Genomic DNA, 17,053 nt, shown 5'->3' with positions numbered 1-17,053 from the left:
CCGGCAAGCGTGCCCCTCTAGAGCCGAGCCCACGCTCGGCTCATGCGGCAAGATGGGGATTCTGCCAGGAGCAGCGGGGCGTGGGCTCGGCTACAGGAGCGGTGCGATCAGCCGACGATCCGCAACACATCATCCAGCAGCGCGGCCGCAGTCACTTCCGCACCCGCGCCCGGCCCCTGGATCAACAGCGGCTGCAGGCGATAGCGATCACTATGGATGGCGACGCGGTTGTCGGTGCCCGCGCCCTGCGCCAAGGGATGGTCGGCCGGAAGCTCACGCAGGCCCACCTGTGCACCCTCGGCATCAACGCGGCCAACGAAACGCAGCACACGACCATTGTCGCGCGCCTGCTGCCAGCGCGCCTGCAACGGCGCATCCAGCTGCTCGAGCGCCGCCACCGCATCCTCCAGCGGCAGCGCTGCCAGCGCTTCAGGCACCAGTGAATCCACCTCTACCTGCGACGCATCCAGCGCCAGCCCGCTGCTGCGGGCCAGGATCAGCAGCTTGCGCCGCACGTCCTCGCCGGACAGGTCAAGTCGCGGATCCGGCTCGGTGTAGCCGGCCGCCAGCGCCTCACGCACCGCCGCCGAGAACGGCGACTTGCCGTCATAGCGATGGAACAGCCACGCCAGCGAACCGGACAGCACGCCCTCGATGGCATGGATGTGATCACCACCGGCCAGCAGCGCACGCAGGCTGCTCAACAGCGGCAGGCCGGCGCCGACGGTAGCGCTGTCGCCGTAGCGCGCACCCGTGTCTGCGCAACGCTCGGCAATGGCCTGCGCGCGTGCCAGCTGCGCACCACGCCCCAGCTTGTTGGCGGTGACCACGTGCACGCCGCGCGCCAGCCACTGTACGTGGCGCGCGGCTACGTCTTCGCTGGCGGTGGCGTCGACCACCACGTCGCCACGCTCCAGTCCTTCGGCACTCGCCCACGGTGGCGAACTCTGGCCATCGCGCGGTGCACGCCGTGCCAGTTCCAGCGGCACCGCCAGGTCACGATCGATCTCCAACGCAGTGCGTGAATTGGCCAGCCACTGCACGCTGGGCAGTTCCAGCCCACGTGCCTGCAACGCCTGGTAGCGCTGTACGAAGGCCGAGCCGACCGTGCCGGTGCCAAGCAGCGCCAGTCGTCCCACGCCCAGAGCAGGAATCTCTGCGGCGAGCGCGCTCATGCATCCACCGCCTGTTTGCGGCGCGCAGCCGCATCAATCACCGCTTCGGCACGCTGCAGAGCGGCGCCGAGATCGGCCAACAGGTCACGCTCGGCCTCGATGCCGACCGACAGGCGCAGCAGGCCTTCGCTGATGCCGGCAGCGGCTCGCGCTTCGGCGCTCATCGCGGCGTGGGTCATGGTGGCCGGATGCGCGATCAGGCTTTCGACGCCGCCCAGTGATTCGGCCAGCGTGAAACAGCGCAGGCCATCGACGAATGCACGCACTGCGGCATGCGGATCGTCGCCTTCGCAGTCGGCCAGTTCGAACGAGAGCATCGCACCGAAACCACTCTGCTGGCGCGTGGCGATGCTGTGGCCTGGGTGATCGGCCAGCCCCGGGTAATAGACGCGGCCGACCGCCGGATGCTGGTCCAGCAGGGCAACGATCGACGCGGTGTTTTCCTGGTGCACGCGCAGGCGCGCATCCAGCGTGCGCAGGCCGCGCAGGGTCAGGAAGGCATCGAACGGTGAACCCGTCAGGCCCAGCGCGTTGCCCCACCACACCAGCTGCTCGTGCAGTGCCGGATCACGCGCGACCACTGCCCCGCCCACCACATCGCTGTGGCCGTTGATGTACTTCGTGGTGGAGTGCAGCACCAGGTCCGCACCGAACGACAGCGGTTGCTGCAGCGCTGGCGACAGGAACGTGTTGTCGACCACCACGAGTGCACCGGCCTTGTGCGCGGCATCGATGACGAAGCGCAGGTCGGTGATGCGCAGCAGCGGGTTGGACGGCGTTTCCACCAGCACCAGCTTCGGCTGGGTGGCCAGCGCCTGCGCCAGTGCACGCGGATCGGTCAGGTCGGCGGTGACCAGTTCAAAGTGGCCCTTCCTGGCCAGCGCATTGAACAGGCGCCAGCTGCCGCCGTACGCATCGTGCGGCACCACCAGGGTATCGCCCGGCTGCAGCAGTGCGTTCAGCACCAGGTTGATCGCGCCCATGCCGGTCGCCGTGATGACGCCACCGGCGCCGCCCTCCAGTTCCGCCAGCGCCTCGCCCAACAGGTCGCGGGTCGGGTTGCCACTGCGCGTGTAGTCGTACTGGCGCTTGTTGCCGAAACCTTCAAAGCTGAAGTTCGACGACAGCACGATCGGCGGCGTGACCGCGCCATGCGCAGTGTCCCGATCGATGCCGGCACGGACAGCGGCAGTGGTGCGGCTACAGGACGGCTCGTTGGCGTGCAGGCTCATGCGGACTCTCCAGAAGTACGGAAGGCGGTGGCGAGGATCGCGTCAATGCGATCGGTTTCTTTGAGGAAGGCGTCGTGGCCATAGGGCGAGCGCAGAACGCGCAGGCTGCCGCGCGGGCCCAGCCCTTCGACCAGGCCGACCAGGTCGGCCAGCGGCACCAGGCGGTCGCCCTCCACGGCCACCACCACGGTCGGCGGCAGGATCGCGGCCGGGTCGACGCGGTGCAGATCGATCGATTCGGACAGGCGCAGGTAAGCGGTCACCGGCGTGCGCGCGACGTACTGCGCGCCGGCCGCGTCGAGATAGTCTTCGGCAGCCACGCGCACGCGGCCATTGATCACTTCCGGTGCGGCATCGAAGCGCTCGCCGAATTCTTCCGGGGTACGGTAGCTGAGCATGGCAAACTGCCGCGCCAGGGCCAGGCCGTGGTCTTCGCCGCACTGCAGCTGGCCCAGCGCGACCGCGCGACGCTGCAATGCGCGCCAGGCGGCGGCATAAGGGTGCGGACGATGCGCACCGCTGGCCAGCACCAACTGGCGCACGCGGGCACGATGCCGGATCGCGAACTGCTGGCCGACCAGCGCGCCATACGAATAGCCGACGAAGGCTTTGAGCGCGCGAATGCCGAGATGATCCAGCACCAGCGCCAATGCGTCGGCCTGATCGGCGGTATCGATCGGCACGTCCAGCGCACCGTCGGCACCGACGAAATCGACGGCCAGCACGCGCAGCAGCTGCGGATCCAGCGCGCGCCCGCTGCCGACCAGGCCTTCGGCCCAGCCCTTCTCGCTGAACTGTGCATTGGACGCCACGTGGCGATGGGCGGAAATGCCACCGGCCAGTACCACCACCGGCGCATTGGCCGGGCCGACCCATTCATAGCGCAGGCGCACCGGACTGGGACCTGCGTGACGCATCGACAGCACTGCGGCGAACTCGCCGCGCTCGGCATGCACGCGGTCTGCGACCGGCACGCTGACGGGGACAAAGGGTTCGGGGCGAATGGCGGTGCTGGCGGCGAAGCTCATGGCGGGATCCGGTTGGGGAATCGGCCATCGAGCCTTCGCGGGGCCCGCGTTCGAGATGCACGTGCGGTGCATGGTTCGAACCATCTTTCGGTGGACGCCACGGTCCCCGCAGGATTTGGCACCTACGCAGACGCTTGCGCGCCTGCGGGCTGCCCCGGCTTCAAAGGGCCTGTCCCTCTGCCGGTCTCGATGGTGGAGTCACGATGCCAGCCCTTTCCGGCACTGTCAATCCCTTCATGCGGATAAAGCGATAGATATTTCCAGGGTCACTCTGCGAGGGCCGTCCCGGTCGCCCCGTTCAGGATCGGGTACAGTCCCGGCGGTCCTCTCGCTGGAAACCCCGATGCCGCGCCTGCCCCTGTCCTGCCTGCTGTTGCCTCTGCTGGCGAGCGCGACCGTACACGCCGGCGACTGGCGCCAAGGCTGGGGACTGGCTCCCCCTTCCGCCCGTGCCACCCGCGCAGGCAGTGCCGAGGGCGCCGCCCCCATGGCCCAGTTGCGCCTGCAGCCGGTCGGTACGCAATGGCAGGCGCGGATCGACAACGGGCTGGCAGGGCCGCTGCAGATCCAGCTGCGCGCCGCCCCCGGACACCCGGTCGAAGGCCTCCCGGTCGAGTCGCTGATCCAGGGCGACAGCAGCCTGGTGGTCGGCCACCTGCCCGCCCCGATCGATGGCCGCATGCTGGATCTGCGACTGCAGTCGGTGCCGGGCAACCCGGCCGCACAGGCCGAAGATGTCGCCTATCGCCTGCCGTTCGATGCGGCCCGCCTGCGTGTGGACCAAGCGCCGCAGGGGCGATTCAGCCATGACGACGAGGAGAACCGCGACGCGGTCGACTTCGCACTGCCGGAGGGCACCCTGGTGCTGGCCGCGCGCGAGGGCACGGTGATGCAGATCCAGGATGGCTTCCGTGGCAATGGCCAGGACCGCGAGCGCGATGGTGCCCGTGCCAATTTCATCCGCGTGCTGCACAGCGACGGCAGCATGGCCCTGTACGGCCACCTCCAGGACGGCGGCATGCGCGTGCGCCGCGGCCAGGCGGTGGGAGCCGGGCAACCGATCGGCCTGTCCGGCAACAGCGGCTACAGCACTGCGCCGCACCTGCACTTCGTGGTGCAGGTCAACCGCGGCATGGGCCTGCGCTCGGTGCCGGTGCGCATCTTCGCCGGGCAGGGACAGCTGCAGTTCGCCCGCCAGGGCGAAGCAGACGGCGGTACCGGGCGCTGACCGGCCCCGGCCGGTATAATCGGGCGCTTATCTCTTTGAATAGCGCCCCGGGCGGGCGCCACTGCCATGTCCGAAGTCGCCAACGAAGCGTCGCGTCGCCGCACCTTCGCCATCATTTCCCACCCTGACGCTGGCAAGACCACGCTGACCGAAAAGCTGCTGCTGTTCGGAGGCGCGATCCAGATGGCCGGTTCGGTCAAGGGCCGCAAGGCCGCCCGCCACGCCACCTCCGACTGGATGGCACTGGAAAAGGAGCGCGGCATCTCGGTCACCTCCTCGGTGATGCAGTTCCCGTACGAAGGCAAGATCGTCAACCTGCTCGACACCCCCGGCCACGCCGACTTCGGCGAGGACACCTACCGCGTGCTGACTGCGGTGGACTCGGCGCTGATGGTGATCGACGTGGCCAAGGGCGTGGAAGAGCGCACCATCAAGCTGATGGAAGTCTGCCGACTGCGCGACACCCCGATCATGACCTTCATCAACAAGCTCGACCGCGAGGGCAAGGAACCGATCGAGCTGCTGGATGAAGTGGAAAGCGTGCTGGGCATCCAGTGCGCCCCGGTCACCTGGCCCATCGGCATGGGCCAGCGCCTGAAGGGCGTGGTGCACCTGCTGACCGGCGAAGTGCACCTGTATGAGCCGGGCCGCAACTTCACCCGCCAGGATTCCACCATCTTCCCGTCCATCGATGCCCCCGGCCTGGCCGAGAAGATCGGTGCACAGATGCTGGCCGACCTGCGCGACGAGCTGGAACTGGTGCAGGGCGCCAGCCACCCGTTCGACCTGGACGCCTACCGCGCCGGCAAGCAGACCCCGGTGTTCTTCGGCTCGGGCGTGAACAACTTCGGCGTGCAGCCACTGCTGGACTTCTTCGTCGAGCACGCGCCATCGCCGCAGGCGCGCTCCACCACCGGCCGCCAGATCGCACCGGAAGAGAACAAGCTGACCGGCTTTGTGTTCAAGATCCAGGCCAACATGGACCCGCAGCACCGTGACCGCGTGGCCTTCATGCGGGTCTGCTCGGGCCGTTTCAGCGCCGGCATGAAGACCTTCCACGTGCGCACCGGCAAGGAAATGAAGCTGGCCAACGCGTTGACCTTCATGGCCAGCGATCGCGAGATCGCGGCCGAGGCGTGGCCGGGCGATGTGATCGGCATCCACAACCACGGCACCATCTCCATCGGCGATACCTTCACCGAAGGCGAAGCGGTCACCTTCACCGGCATTCCCAACTTCGCCCCGGAACTGTTCCGTCGCGCACGCCTGCGCGATCCGCTCAAGCTCAAGCAGCTGCAGAAGGGCCTGGCCCAGCTGTCCGAGGAAGGCGCAACCCAGTTCTTCCGCCCCCTCACCAGCAACGACCTGATCCTGGGTGCGGTGGGTGTGCTGCAGTTCGACGTGGCCGCCTACCGCCTGAAGGACGAGTACGGCGTGGAAGCCACCTTCGAGCCGGTCAGTGTGACCACCGCGCGCTGGGTCCACTGCAGCAACGAGAAGAAGCTGGAAGAATTCCGCGAGAAGAACGCTCTGAACCTGGCCCTGGATGCGGCCGGGCACCTGGTCTACCTGGCGCCGACCCGGGTCAACCTGCAGCTGGCGCAGGAACGCTCGCCGGACGTGCGCTTCTCGGCCACCCGCGAAGCGGCGCATACCGTTTCGGTGGGCTGATGCCACGGAGGCGGATCCGCGCCTGGTAGATCCACGCCATGCGTGGATAGGCGCGGATTCATCCCCCATACGGTGACGGGCGTGCACATGGCGGCCATCGCGGCGATGATAGGGGGACGCGGGTCCCCCTCCCCGCGAACAACGCCCATGCCCATGTCCACGACGTCCATTGCTTCGATCCGTGAAGAAGTCGCCAGCGCCCTGACCCATGGCCTGGGCGCGGTATTCGCCCTGGCCGCCAGTGCGGTGTTGATCACCCTGGCTGCGATCTACGGCGACGGCTGGCAGCTGGCCAGCGCGATCGTATTCGGTATCGCGCTGCTGCTTCTGTACACCGCCTCCACCCTGTATCACGCCATCCAGCATCCGGTCGCCAAGGGCCGGCTGAAGGTGTTCGACCACTGCGCGATCTACGTGCTGATCGCGGGCACCTATACCCCGTTCACCCTGATCGGCCTGCGCGGTCCGTGGGGCTGGGGCCTGTTCACTGCGATCTGGGCGCTGGCGCTGGCGGGTGTGGTGTTCAAGCTGTTCTACACCGGCCGCTTCAAGGTGCTCTCCACGGTGATCTACATCGCCATGGGCTGGCTGGTGATCGTGGCGATCAAGCCGATGTGGGCCTCGATCGACGGTGGCACCCTCGCCTGGCTGTTTGCCGGCGGCCTGTCGTACACGCTGGGCACCTATTTCTACCACCGTGAATCGATCCCGTACTCGCATGCGATCTGGCACCTGTTCGTGATCGGCGGCAGTGTCTGCCACTTTGTCGCGGTCACCATGCAGGTGTTGTAAACGACCGCTCGAACGCAGCGCGTGCACGCCATGCACATGGACGCTTCGCGCCCTGTCCACGAAGAGGGGGCAACCATGGCAGCGTGAATGCTGCCGCCTCCCCTGCTGCAAAGCGCACGCACCGCTGGCGCCTCCGCCGTCCCGGCCCACGTGGCCGGCGCTGGCTGACGATCCTGGTCTTCATGCTGGCGGCAATACTGGTGCTGTTCGCGTTGTGGGACTGGAACTGGTTCAAGGGGGCCGTGGAGCGTGCGGTGCAGGCACGCACCGGCCGCGCACTGCACATCGGGAACCTGGATGTCGACCTCGGCCGCACCAGCACGATCCGCGCCGATGCGATCACCTTCGCCAATGCCAGCTGGGCAAAACAGCCCGCCATGGCCACGGCGGACCGCGTCGAGATCGATGTGCGGGTGTGGCCCCTGCTGCGCGGCAGCGTGCAGCTGCCCGAAGTACGCCTGACCCGGCCGGATGTGCTGCTGGAAACCGCACCGCGCAAGGGAGACCCGGGCAACTGGGATTTCCTCGGCGGCAGCACCGGCGGGGCAAGCCCCCAACTCAAGCGGCTGCGCATCGACGACGGTCGCCTGCAGTTCCTCGACACGCTGGGCCGCACCGACATCCTCGTGGACGTGCGCAGCGGCCAACCGAAGCAGGCCGACACTGCGCCACCGCTGCTGGTGCAGGGTAAAGGCCGCTGGCAGGGCAATCCGTTCACGCTGCGCGGCGGCACTGAATCCCCCCTGGAACTGACCGACAGCGACCACCCGTTCCGCATCCATCTCGATGGCCGGGCCGGCGCCACTCACGCAGTCGCCAGTGGCACGCTGACCAACCCCTTCCAGCTGCGCGTGTTCGACCTGCAGTTCGCGCTCAGCGGCCAGGACCTGGCCGATCTCTACCCTCTGCTCGGCATCGCCATCCCGCCCTCACCGCCCTATGCGTTGAACGGACGCCTCAAACGCGACCACGACGTCTGGCGTTACGACAGCTTCACTGGCAAGGTCGGCGACAGCGACCTGGGGGGCAACCTGCAGTTCGAGGTGGGACGCGATCGTCCACGGCTGACCGCCACGCTGCAATCCAGGCGCCTGGACTTTGATGACCTTGCCGGCTTCGTCGGCGCCCCGCCAAAAACCGGCGGCGGCGAAACGGCCAACGCAGAGCAGAAGGCCGAGGCCGCACGGATTGCCGCCCGTGCACGGGTGCTGCCCGACACGCCCTACAACCTGGGCAAGCTGCGCGCCATGGATGCCGACGTGCGCTGGAAGGCCCACCGCATCAACGCCCCTTCGTTGCCGCTGGACGACATGGATGCGCACCTGTTGCTGGATGACGGCGTGCTGCGGTTGGACCCGCTGAACTTCGGCGTCGCCGGCGGCGACATCCGCAGCACGATCCGCATGGACGCGCGCCGTCCGCAGATCAGCACCGCGCTGAAGGCCAGCGTGCGCGGCGTGCAGCTGGGCCAGTTGTTCCCTGACGCCAAGCTGGCTGAACAGGCCAAGGGTGGCATCGGCGGCGAGGTGGACCTGAGCGGCCACGGCAACTCGATCGCCGCAATGCTCGGCAGCAGCAGTGGCAAGGTCGGCCTGGCGATGGGCCGCGGCCATGTCGGCAACCTGGTAATGGAACTGGCGGGGCTGGACATCACCGAATCGCTGAAATTCCTGGTGACCGGCGACAAGCAGATCCCCCTGCGCTGCGCCTTCGCCGACTTCGGCGTGCGCGACGGCCTGATGACCAGCCAGGCGATGGCGGTGGACACCACCGACACGATCCTCATCGGCGAAGGCACGGTGAGCCTGCGCGACGAGACCCTGGACCTGCTGCTGAAGCCACGCCCGAAGGACAGGAGCATTCTGGTACTGCGTTCTCCGCTGCACATCAGTGGCACCTTCAAGGACCCGTCATTCCGGCCCGACTTCAAGGCGTTGGGTATTCGTGGCGCCGTGGCCCTGGCGCTGGGCAGCATCGCGCCGCCGGCGGCGTTGCTGGCGACGATCGAACTGGGGCCGGGGAAGGATGCCGACTGCGGCGGGCAGTATGCGAAGTAGGTTTACAGCGTTGTTCGCGGCGCCTGCATTGATCGCGGCTTGAGGGGGACGGGTGACGCAGGCAGGACACGCCGCAAGTACGTCCCTGTAGGCTCGATGGCGCCATCCATGGCGCCAACGGTCCTGCCTGCGTCACCCGTCCCCCTCCCGACAGTTTCCTGCGCGCGCGGAACGAGAGCGGAAATTCAAAGTTAAAAGAAAAAAGCAAAGTCAAAAGCTGTTGCCAACCAAGGTTGGCACCTACAAAAGGCGAGGCACCGCGCATGTACGCACCGCGCTCGCAGAAATGTGTCCAGAGGCGGAGGGCATGGGCGTGCAGGACCGTTGGCGCCATGGATGGCGCCATCGAGCCCCCATGGATGGGTTCACGGCGTGTCCTGCACGCCCATGCCCTCCGCCTCCCCGCAGGACAGGAAGGCGCTGCTCTCAGCTCTGGCTCTGGCTTCAAAAAGCGGGCCGGCGGGCCGCAGGCCCGCCAGCGACACCCTCACCCGGCGACGATGTACTGCTGCAGCTGGTCCAGCTCGCGCCGCTGCGCATCGATCACCGACTTCACCAGGTCGCCGATCGAGATCACCCCCAGCACCTGCGCGCCTTCCACCACCGGCAGGTGGCGGATGCGGTAGTCGGTCACCAGCTGCAGGCAATGCTCCACCTGCTCGCCCGGCGAGACCGTCACCACCTGTGCGGTCATGATCTCGGCCACCGCCGTATCTCGTGAGGAACGATCACGCAGCACGATCTTGCGCGCGTAATCGCGCTCGGAAAGAATGCCGACCAGCCGCGGCCCCTCCATCACCAGCACCGCACCAATACCCTTTTCCGCCATCAGCCGGATCGCATCGATCACCGCCGCCTCCGGCGCGACCGCATGCACTTCAGGAGACTTGCCGTCCAACAGTTGCCGTACCGTGGTCATCTGCCTGCCCTCCAAGGGTGGGTTGCAGGGCAGAGTCTGCCACGGCGGATGCTAGCCACGTGTCAACCAGGTACAACGGCCGCTGCTTGGACTCTTCGTACAGCCGCCCCAGGTACTCACCGATCAGGCCCAGCGCGATCAGCTGCACCCCGCCCAGGAAAAGGATCACCGCCATCATCGTCGGCCAGCCCGCCACCCGGTCGCCATACAGCGCCGCCTTGATGATCACCCACACACCGAATACGAAGGCCACCGCCGCCGTTGCCAGCCCCAGGTAGGTCGCCGCCCGCAACGGCACGGTGGAGAAGCCGGTAATGCCCTCCAGCGCGAAGTTCCACAGCCGCCACAGGCTGAACTTGCTGGTGCCGGCCACGCGCGCATGGCGGTGATAGGGGACCGCGATCCGCTTGAAACCCACCCAACTGAAGAGCCCCTTCATGAAGCGGTGGCGCTCACGCATCTCGCGCAGCGCACTCAGCGCACGCGGCGACAGCAGGCGGAAATCACCGGTATCGGCCGGGATCGGCGTGCGTGACAGACGACCGATCACCCGGTAGAACATCGCCGCCGTGGCGCGCTTGATCCAGGCCTCGCCGTCGCGGGCCATGCGCGTGCCATACACGTTGTCATGGCCCTCACGCCAGCGCGCGACGAACTGCGGCACCAGTTCCGGCGGATCCTGGCCGTCGGCGTCGAGGATCATCGCCGCGCCTTCGCGCACCAGGTCCAGCCCGGCGGTCAGCGCCGCTTCCTTGCCGAAATTGCGCGACAGCTTCAGTGCGGAAACCCGCGCATCGGACTGGGCCAGGCGGGCGATCACCTCCCACGTGCCGTCATGGCTGCCGTCGTCCACGTACAGGATGTGGCCGTCGATGTCGGGCAGCGCGTCGAGCACCGCGCACAACCGCGGATGCAGCAACGGCAATGCCAGGGCCTCGTTGTAGGCGGCGATGACGAAAGTAAGCCGTTCGCGGGTCATGCCCGGATTGTACGTTGCCGCCGCCCGCAGATCAGGCAGCGCGCGCTCACTCTTCCGAAAGGTACGCGGCCCCACCCAGCTGCCGTGCCTGGCGCTGGATCCAGGCCGCACGCCGCTGCACGTACGGCCCTGGCTTTGCCGCGTTGTAGCGCCGCGGCGCCGGCAACACCGCCGCCAGCCGCGCGCTATCGGCCGGGCTCAACCGCGCCGCATCCTTGCCCCAGAATGTCTGTGCCGCTGCCTGCGCGCCATATACACCATCGCCGAACTCAGCAATGTTGGCGTACATCTCCAGGATGCGCTCCTTTGGCCACAGCGCTTCGATCAGCACGGTGTACCAGACCTCCAGCCCCTTGCGGATCCAGCTGCGGCCCTGCCAGAGGAACAGGTTCTTGGCCACCTGCTGGCTGATCGTGCTGGCGCCACGCAGTCGCCCGCCCTTGGCATTGTGGTCGCGGGCCTTCTCGATGGCCTGCAGGTCGAAGCCATTGTGGACGGGGAAGCGCTGGTCTTCGGCCGCCACCAGCGAGATCGGCAGGCTCGGCGCCATCTGGTCCAGGTCGCGCCACTGGTAATGCAGGCGATAGGACCAATCGGCCTCGCCCAGCGCCTCGCCATAGCGCCACAGCATGACCGTGGATACCGGCGGGTCGATGAACCGCAGCACCAGCACCTGCAGGCAGCTGAAGGCCGCCAGCAACACCGGCAGCCACAGCAGCCGTTTCCAGCGCCAGCGCCTGCGGCGTGGGCCTTCTGCTACGGCTTCCACCTTGTGCTGCTCTCCCCCTGCCCCCATTACTGGTGCATCCTTCTTCTATCTGGTTGTCGGCGCATTATCCGGCAACCGCCCCCGTTTACGCGCGATGTGAGCCGATGACCGCCAACCCCGATTCCCTGATCCGCTTCCTGCTGCCCGACGCTGGCGTCCGTGGCGTCCACGTGCGCCTGCAGGCCACCTGGCAGGAAATCCTGTCCCACGCCGCGTACCCGGACACCGCTGCCGAACTGCTCGGCGAGGCCTGTGTTGCCTCGGCGCTGTTCACTGGCCATACCAAGATCGATGGGCGCCTGTCGATCCAGCTGCGTAGCAGCACCGCCCTGCGCACCCTGTTCGCCGAATGCACCGCCGCCGGTACCCTGCGCGGCATCGCCCAGCTCAGCGAGGGGGCCGATGCGCCGCGCGACCTGTCCAGCCTGGGTGATGACGCCCTTCTCGCGATCACCATCGAAAACCCGGGCCTGGACCCGCGCGAGCCGCAGCGCTACCAGAGCCTGGTCGCACTGACCGCACCGGAGCTGGACGAGGCCTTCGAAGACTACTTCCGCCAGTCCGAGCAGCTGCCGACGCGCCTGCTGCTGGCCGCCGACCGCAATGGCGCCGCCGGCCTGCTGCTGCAGAAGCTGCCAGGCGATGAGGGTGACGAGGACGGCTGGGCGCGTGCCAGCGCCCTGTTCGAGACCCTGGGCAAGGCCGAACTGCTGGCCACCCCGGCCGAGCAGCTGCTGCACCGCCTGTTCCACGAGGAGAAGCCGGAACTGATGGGCGACAAGCCGCTGTCCTTCGCCTGCTCCTGTTCCCGCGAGCGGGTCGCATCGATGCTGCAGTCGCTGGGCGAGGACGAGGCACGTGCCGCGGCCGCGGACACCGGCGCCGTCGAGGTCCGTTGCGAATTCTGCGGGCGGGAGTATCACTTTCCTTTGACGGAGTTCGACATACTGTTCCACGGTGCCGAGGGGACTGTAGCGGCGCCCGAACGGCTTCAGTGAACAGCTTGTCTTGCATCTGGGGGGATCAAGGCTTGTTAAGAATTCATAAACACCCTACGATCAAGTTCCCGTCTCTACGGGAACTTCCGTTGTCCATCCTTGTCTGAACTGGTCCGATGCGTACCTTCCTGCGTCTACCGCTGGCCCTGCTGATCGCCCTTGGCGCGATCACGGGCGCGCACGCGCAGAGCAAGGACACCCGGACCGTGCTGCCGGTATGGAACAAGGGCAGCGGCAAGGTCGAGGCATTGCTGTACCTGGAGCCCACCGGTGAACAGGCTGCCGGCGCCCGCTGGCACTTCGGCCGCAACTCGCTGGATGCGGCCTTCGGCCTGTCCTCCGGCGATTCGCTGGGCCTGCTCTGCAACAGCAGCAGCGGGACCAGCATGAGCGGCCTGGCCAGTCACTGCATGCTGGCCAGCCTGGGTGACGATGACGACCTCAACAGCCGCCGCTTCACCGGGACTGCCGCGCTGAACCGCGGCAGCGGCCGCCTCGGCATCACCGCGGGCACGGGCCGTGAAACCCTGCCGGCGTGGCTGTCCGGCCCGAACAAGACACCCTCGCTGCGCGCCGAGCAGAACGATCTGACCGTGTTCGCGCAGAAGAACATCGGTCGCGAGGGTTTTGTCTCGATTGCCGGTACCTACGCCAAGGCGCGGCTGGTACCGTTGGCCGACGCAGCGCCGTCCATCGCCGACCGCTGGGACAGCAAAAGCCTGAGCATTGGCGCCGGGTACGGCAATTTCACCGGCAGCATCATCGGCCGCGTGATCGACGTGCCGGGCAAGCCTGGCAAGTGGGAAGGCCTGGGCATCGGCCTGACCTGGCGCACCCCGTGGTCCGGCCAGCTGACCGTTGGCGCCGAGAACGTGATCAGCCGGGGCAAGAATCCGTTCTCCCCGCGCAATGAAAGCAATGACGACGGCACCGTGCCGTACGTGCGTTACGAACAGGATCTCTGACCCGGCCCACGTGGGTCTTCACTGCAATGACTTCTTCCGGGCGCCGAAAGGCGCCCGTTGCATGTGCGCGCTCGTGATACACGCAGCGCGCTTTTCGGCGTACTCGATACCGTGCAACGCATGCCGACACACTGTGATACAAATCAACGAGAACTTTTTTCGTCACTTTGCGCTAACAAACGAGACATCGTCAGCGCACGTGCACTTCAACCCTTTGATTTCCAGTGTGAAATTTCATTTTTACCAAAATCACAGGCTTGATTAACGCAGCTTTAATTCTTGGCCAACGCCCGCTACTATCGGTTCAGCCCTCGCGATTTGGGAGCGCTTTTCGCTCCCCCGCCGGGCATTAACCCAGCCAAGATTTCTTGGAGAGAGAGAGCCAATGAATTTCCAGTCCAACAAGCTGCGCGACGCCGTTCTGGTCGCGCTCGTTGCCGGTGTGGCGTCCACAGCCACCGCCCAGGCTCAGGAAGCGACCAACCTTGACCGCATCTCGGTCACCGGTTCGCGCATCAAGAGCACCGACATCGAAACCTCGCAGCCGGTCCTGAGCCTGACCCGCGCCGACATCGAAAAGCAGGGCGTGACCTCGGTCGCCGACATCCTGCAGCGCGTCGCCGCCAACGGCGCCGCGCTGAACCGTACGTTCAACAACGGCGGTGATGGCTCGGCCGGCATCAGCCTGCGCAACCTGGGTTCTGCGCGTACCCTGGTGCTGGTCAATGGCCGTCGCTGGACCACCGGTCTGGATGGCAGCGTCGACCTGAACACCATCCCGACCGCGATGATCGAGCGTATCGACGTCCTCAAGGACGGCGCGTCGACCATCTACGGTTCGGACGCGATCGCCGGCGTGGTGAACATCATCACCAAGCAGAACTTCGATGGCGCGGAAGCCAACTTCTACAAGGGCCAGTACAGCGCTGGTGACGGCGAACGCGAAGCAGCCGACTTCACCATCGGTACCACCACCGATCGCGCGTCGCTGATGCTGGGTGTCTCCTACGTGAAGGAAGACAAGGTCATGGCTGGTGATCGCAAGATCTCCGCCGGCGGCCCTCCGTTCTTCGACGGCCAGAGCAGCACCGGCATGCCGGGTTCCTACCTGCGCAATGACGAGCGCTATGTCCTGATCAACGGCGTGGAAACGCCGTTCAATGCCAACGTCCACGGCTACAACACCGCACCGGACAACTACCTGCTGACCCCGCAGGAGCGCACCTCGCTGTTCGCATCGGGCTCGTACAACATCACCGACAACGTCACCTTCCGCACCGAGGCGATGTACAACGAGCGCAAGTCCGAACAGCTGCTGGCCGCCATGCCCGTCACCGGCATGCGCCTGAGCAAGGACAGCATGTACAACCCGACCGGTGAGGACCTGACCGGCGTCAACCGTCGCTTCAACGAGAGTGGCGGCCGTTCGTTCAACCAGAACGTCAAGAACTGGCACTTCTACGGCGGCTTCGAAGGCTTCTTCGAGTTCGCCGATCGCAACTTTGACTGGGACGTCGGCTACCGCTACGACAAGACTGACCAGAACGACCTGACCTATGGCCTGTTCAACCTGGCCAACCTGCGCAACGCCTATGGTCCGTCCGAGCTTCGTGGTGGCGTGCCGGTGTGCGTTACCGCTCCGGGTGGCGACATCATTCAGGGTTGCGTGCCGGTCAATGCGCTGGGCCCGGAAGGCTCGATCAGCCAGGGTGCCATCGACTACACCTCGTTCACCGCCCACGACTCTTCCAACCTGGTGTCCAAGGGCTACTACGCCAACATCTCCGGTGAAATCGCCCAGCTGCCGGCAGGTGCCCTGGCGTTCGCCGCAGGCTACGAGTACCGCAAGGAATCCGGCCAGTTCGATCCGGACGCCTTCATTGCTGCGGGCCTGAGCACCGGCAACGGCGCCAAGCCGACCAAGGGCAGCTATGACCTGGACGAGTTCTTCCTGGAACTGTCGATCCCTGTCCTGGCCGATCTGCCGGGCGCCAAGCTGCTGGACTTCAGCGCGGCAACCCGCTACTCGAAGTACAGCAACTTCGGCAACACTACCAACAACAAGTTCGGCTTCCGCTGGAAGCCGATCGACGACCTGATGATCCGCGGCAACTACTCGGAAGGCTTCCGCGCGCCGAGCATCAGCAACCTGTTCGCAGGTGATGGCGATTCGTTCGAAACCTACGCCGATCCGTGCGCGGCCGCCAATGGCCCGACCGGTGCAGTGCTGGCGCAGTGTATTGCCCAGGGTGTTCCGGCTGGCTTCGTGCAGCCCAATACCCGCGACGATGACGGCGTGCCGCAGTCCGGTGCCGCCCAGACCGCCGAGCCGTTCACCTGGAAGTCCAACCCGAACCTGAAGCCGGAAACCTCGACCAGCAAGACGCTGGGCCTGGTGTGGAGCCCGAGCTTCGTGACCGGCCTGAACGTGACCCTGGACTGGTGGCAGATCAAGATCGATGATGCCATCACCCGTCCGGCAATCCAGGACATCATGAACTACTGCTACGGCGGCTCGCCGGCTGAGCAGGCAGCCTACTGCGGCCTGATTACCCGTGACCCGACCTACGGCACTGCCGCCGAGCGCTACACCATCACCAACGTCGACATGCCGCTGCAGAACCTGGCGTCGTACAAGGTGGAAGGCTGGGATCTGGGCATCCTGTATCGCCTGCCGGAAACCTCGATCGGCCAGTTCACCATTACCCTCGACAGCACCTACCTGAGCAAGTGGGAAACCAAGGCCACCGAAGACTCGCAGGTCGAAGGTCGCCAGGGACGTTACCTCGATCAGGATCCGTACTGGCGCATCCGTTCCAACCTGTACGTCGACTGGTCCTATGGTGATTTCGGCGTCAACTACGGCCTGCGTTACAAGTCGGGGATGACCGAGTCCTGCCTGCTGGGTGGTTCGCTGCGCAACTACTGCTCGGATCCCGAGAACCGCGAGAACCACATGGGCGCGACCACCTACCACGACGTCCAGTTCCGCTACAACACGCCGTGGAAGGGCACCATCATGGTCGGCCTGAACAACGTGTGGGACAAGGATCCGCCGGTCTCGTACTCGACCTCGTACAACATGTTCGACCCGCAGTACGACCTGCCGGGCCGCTACATGTACATGCAGTACAAGCAGAAGTTCTGATCGATCCACTGATCGGCTGATGCAGCAACGGCCCCACAAGGGGCCGTTGTTTTTTGTGCATTCCAGGCTGCGGCAGCACCCAACGAAAAAGG

Annotated in this window: 13 protein-coding genes and 1 riboswitch; of the genes, 7 read left to right on the top strand and 6 right to left on the bottom strand. The window is 66.3% G+C overall.

The genetic code is table 11. The features are described from left to right. Positions 1-107 precede the first annotated feature (107 nt). The 3 genes from AC5P9W_RS16955 to metX are packed head-to-tail and all read right to left on the bottom strand — an operon-like array spanning position 108 to position 3,435. The gene (locus AC5P9W_RS16955) at positions 108-1,175 is read right to left on the bottom strand and encodes a homoserine dehydrogenase family protein (RefSeq protein ID WP_021202028.1); all 1,068 of its coding nucleotides are present in this window, start codon (positions 1,173-1,175) and stop codon (positions 108-110) included. Continuing rightward, the gene (locus AC5P9W_RS16950) at positions 1,172-2,407 is read right to left on the bottom strand and encodes an O-succinylhomoserine (thiol)-lyase (protein WP_111098789.1); all 1,236 of its coding nucleotides are present in this window, start codon (positions 2,405-2,407) and stop codon (positions 1,172-1,174) included. The genes AC5P9W_RS16955 and AC5P9W_RS16950 overlap by 4 nt, the downstream gene beginning before the upstream one ends. Next, positions 2,404-3,435, bottom strand: coding sequence for a homoserine O-succinyltransferase MetX (gene metX, locus AC5P9W_RS16945; protein WP_019660065.1), 1,032 nt, complete (start codon positions 3,433-3,435; stop codon positions 2,404-2,406). Before metX ends, AC5P9W_RS16950 begins: the two co-directional genes overlap by 4 nt. 77 nt (positions 3,436-3,512) lie before the next feature. Continuing rightward, positions 3,513-3,631, bottom strand: a riboswitch (SAM riboswitch). 147 nt (positions 3,632-3,778) lie between these two features. Here metX and AC5P9W_RS16940 point away from each other — a divergent pair. From AC5P9W_RS16940 to AC5P9W_RS16925, 4 genes are all read left to right on the top strand, one after another. Further along, on the top strand, positions 3,779-4,663 hold the full coding sequence (locus AC5P9W_RS16940) for a M23 family metallopeptidase (protein WP_111098788.1): 885 nt from the start codon (positions 3,779-3,781) through the stop codon (positions 4,661-4,663). Positions 4,664-4,729: 66 nt separating this feature from the next. Further along, positions 4,730-6,334, top strand: coding sequence for a peptide chain release factor 3 (locus tag AC5P9W_RS16935; protein ID WP_495219367.1), 1,605 nt, complete (start codon positions 4,730-4,732; stop codon positions 6,332-6,334). Between the two features lie 153 nt (positions 6,335-6,487). Beyond that, positions 6,488-7,126, top strand: coding sequence for a PAQR family membrane homeostasis protein TrhA (gene trhA, locus AC5P9W_RS16930; protein WP_021202025.1), 639 nt, complete (start codon positions 6,488-6,490; stop codon positions 7,124-7,126). Between the two features lie 83 nt (positions 7,127-7,209). Continuing rightward, positions 7,210-9,183: an AsmA family protein gene (locus AC5P9W_RS16925; protein WP_329866951.1), complete on the top strand. Its 1,974-nt coding sequence runs from the start codon at positions 7,210-7,212 to the stop codon at positions 9,181-9,183. A gap of 487 nt (positions 9,184-9,670) precedes the next feature. Here AC5P9W_RS16925 and AC5P9W_RS16920 read toward each other — a convergent pair whose 3' ends face one another. From AC5P9W_RS16920 to mtgA, 3 genes are read right to left on the bottom strand one after another with little or no spacing between them, the layout of a single operon-like run. Beyond that, entirely contained in the window at positions 9,671-10,102 is a 432-nt protein-coding gene (locus AC5P9W_RS16920) for a CBS domain-containing protein (protein ID WP_019660070.1), read from the bottom strand. Then, positions 10,062-11,081, bottom strand: coding sequence for a glycosyltransferase family 2 protein (locus tag AC5P9W_RS16915; RefSeq protein WP_021204700.1), 1,020 nt, complete (start codon positions 11,079-11,081; stop codon positions 10,062-10,064). Before AC5P9W_RS16915 ends, AC5P9W_RS16920 begins: the two co-directional genes overlap by 41 nt. A gap of 46 nt (positions 11,082-11,127) precedes the next feature. Next, on the bottom strand, positions 11,128-11,877 hold the full coding sequence (mtgA, locus tag AC5P9W_RS16910; RefSeq protein WP_111098786.1) for a monofunctional biosynthetic peptidoglycan transglycosylase: 750 nt from the start codon (positions 11,875-11,877) through the stop codon (positions 11,128-11,130). A 77-nt stretch (positions 11,878-11,954) separates the two neighbouring features. Here mtgA and hslO point away from each other — a divergent pair, with 77 nt between their 5' ends. The 3 genes from hslO (at position 11,955) to AC5P9W_RS16895 (ending at position 16,961) form a co-directional block, all read left to right on the top strand. Beyond that, complete coding sequence (hslO, locus tag AC5P9W_RS16905) at positions 11,955-12,848, top strand: Hsp33 family molecular chaperone HslO (RefSeq protein ID WP_495219366.1); 894 nt, start codon at positions 11,955-11,957, stop codon at positions 12,846-12,848. A gap of 116 nt (positions 12,849-12,964) precedes the next feature. Then, a complete protein-coding gene (locus AC5P9W_RS16900) occupies positions 12,965-13,813 on the top strand; it encodes an XOO1806 family protein (RefSeq protein ID WP_019660074.1) in 849 nt (282 codons plus the stop codon). 385 nt (positions 13,814-14,198) lie between these two features. Next, on the top strand, positions 14,199-16,961 hold the full coding sequence (locus tag AC5P9W_RS16895; protein ID WP_111098784.1) for a TonB-dependent receptor plug domain-containing protein: 2,763 nt from the start codon (positions 14,199-14,201) through the stop codon (positions 16,959-16,961). The last annotated feature ends 92 nt before the right edge of the window (positions 16,962-17,053 follow it).

Source organism: Stenotrophomonas sp. YJH_SMC_33, from assembly GCF_059372295.1.
This window is presented reverse-complemented; position numbering and strand designations above follow the sequence as displayed.

Bases quoted from the DNA above. Each gene is read 5' to 3' on its own strand.
- AC5P9W_RS16955 (WP_021202028.1), bottom strand. From the start codon at position 1,175: ATGAGCGCGCTCGCCGCAGAGATTCCTGCTCTGGGCGTGGGACGACTG.
- AC5P9W_RS16950 (WP_111098789.1), bottom strand. From the start codon at position 2,407: ATGAGCCTGCACGCCAACGAGCCGTCCTGTAGCCGCACCACTGCCGCT.
- metX (WP_019660065.1), bottom strand. From the start codon at position 3,435: ATGAGCTTCGCCGCCAGCACCGCCATTCGCCCCGAACCCTTTGTCCCC.
- AC5P9W_RS16940 (WP_111098788.1), top strand. From the start codon at position 3,779: ATGCCGCGCCTGCCCCTGTCCTGCCTGCTGTTGCCTCTGCTGGCGAGC.
- AC5P9W_RS16935 (WP_495219367.1), top strand. From the start codon at position 4,730: ATGTCCGAAGTCGCCAACGAAGCGTCGCGTCGCCGCACCTTCGCCATC.
- trhA (WP_021202025.1), top strand. From the start codon at position 6,488: ATGTCCACGACGTCCATTGCTTCGATCCGTGAAGAAGTCGCCAGCGCC.
- AC5P9W_RS16920 (WP_019660070.1), bottom strand. From the start codon at position 10,102: ATGACCACGGTACGGCAACTGTTGGACGGCAAGTCTCCTGAAGTGCAT.
- AC5P9W_RS16915 (WP_021204700.1), bottom strand. From the start codon at position 11,081: ATGACCCGCGAACGGCTTACTTTCGTCATCGCCGCCTACAACGAGGCC.
- mtgA (WP_111098786.1), bottom strand. From the start codon at position 11,877: ATGGGGGCAGGGGGAGAGCAGCACAAGGTGGAAGCCGTAGCAGAAGGC.
- hslO (WP_495219366.1), top strand. From the start codon at position 11,955: ATGACCGCCAACCCCGATTCCCTGATCCGCTTCCTGCTGCCCGACGCT.
- AC5P9W_RS16900 (WP_019660074.1), top strand. From the start codon at position 12,965: ATGCGTACCTTCCTGCGTCTACCGCTGGCCCTGCTGATCGCCCTTGGC.
- AC5P9W_RS16895 (WP_111098784.1), top strand. From the start codon at position 14,199: ATGAATTTCCAGTCCAACAAGCTGCGCGACGCCGTTCTGGTCGCGCTC.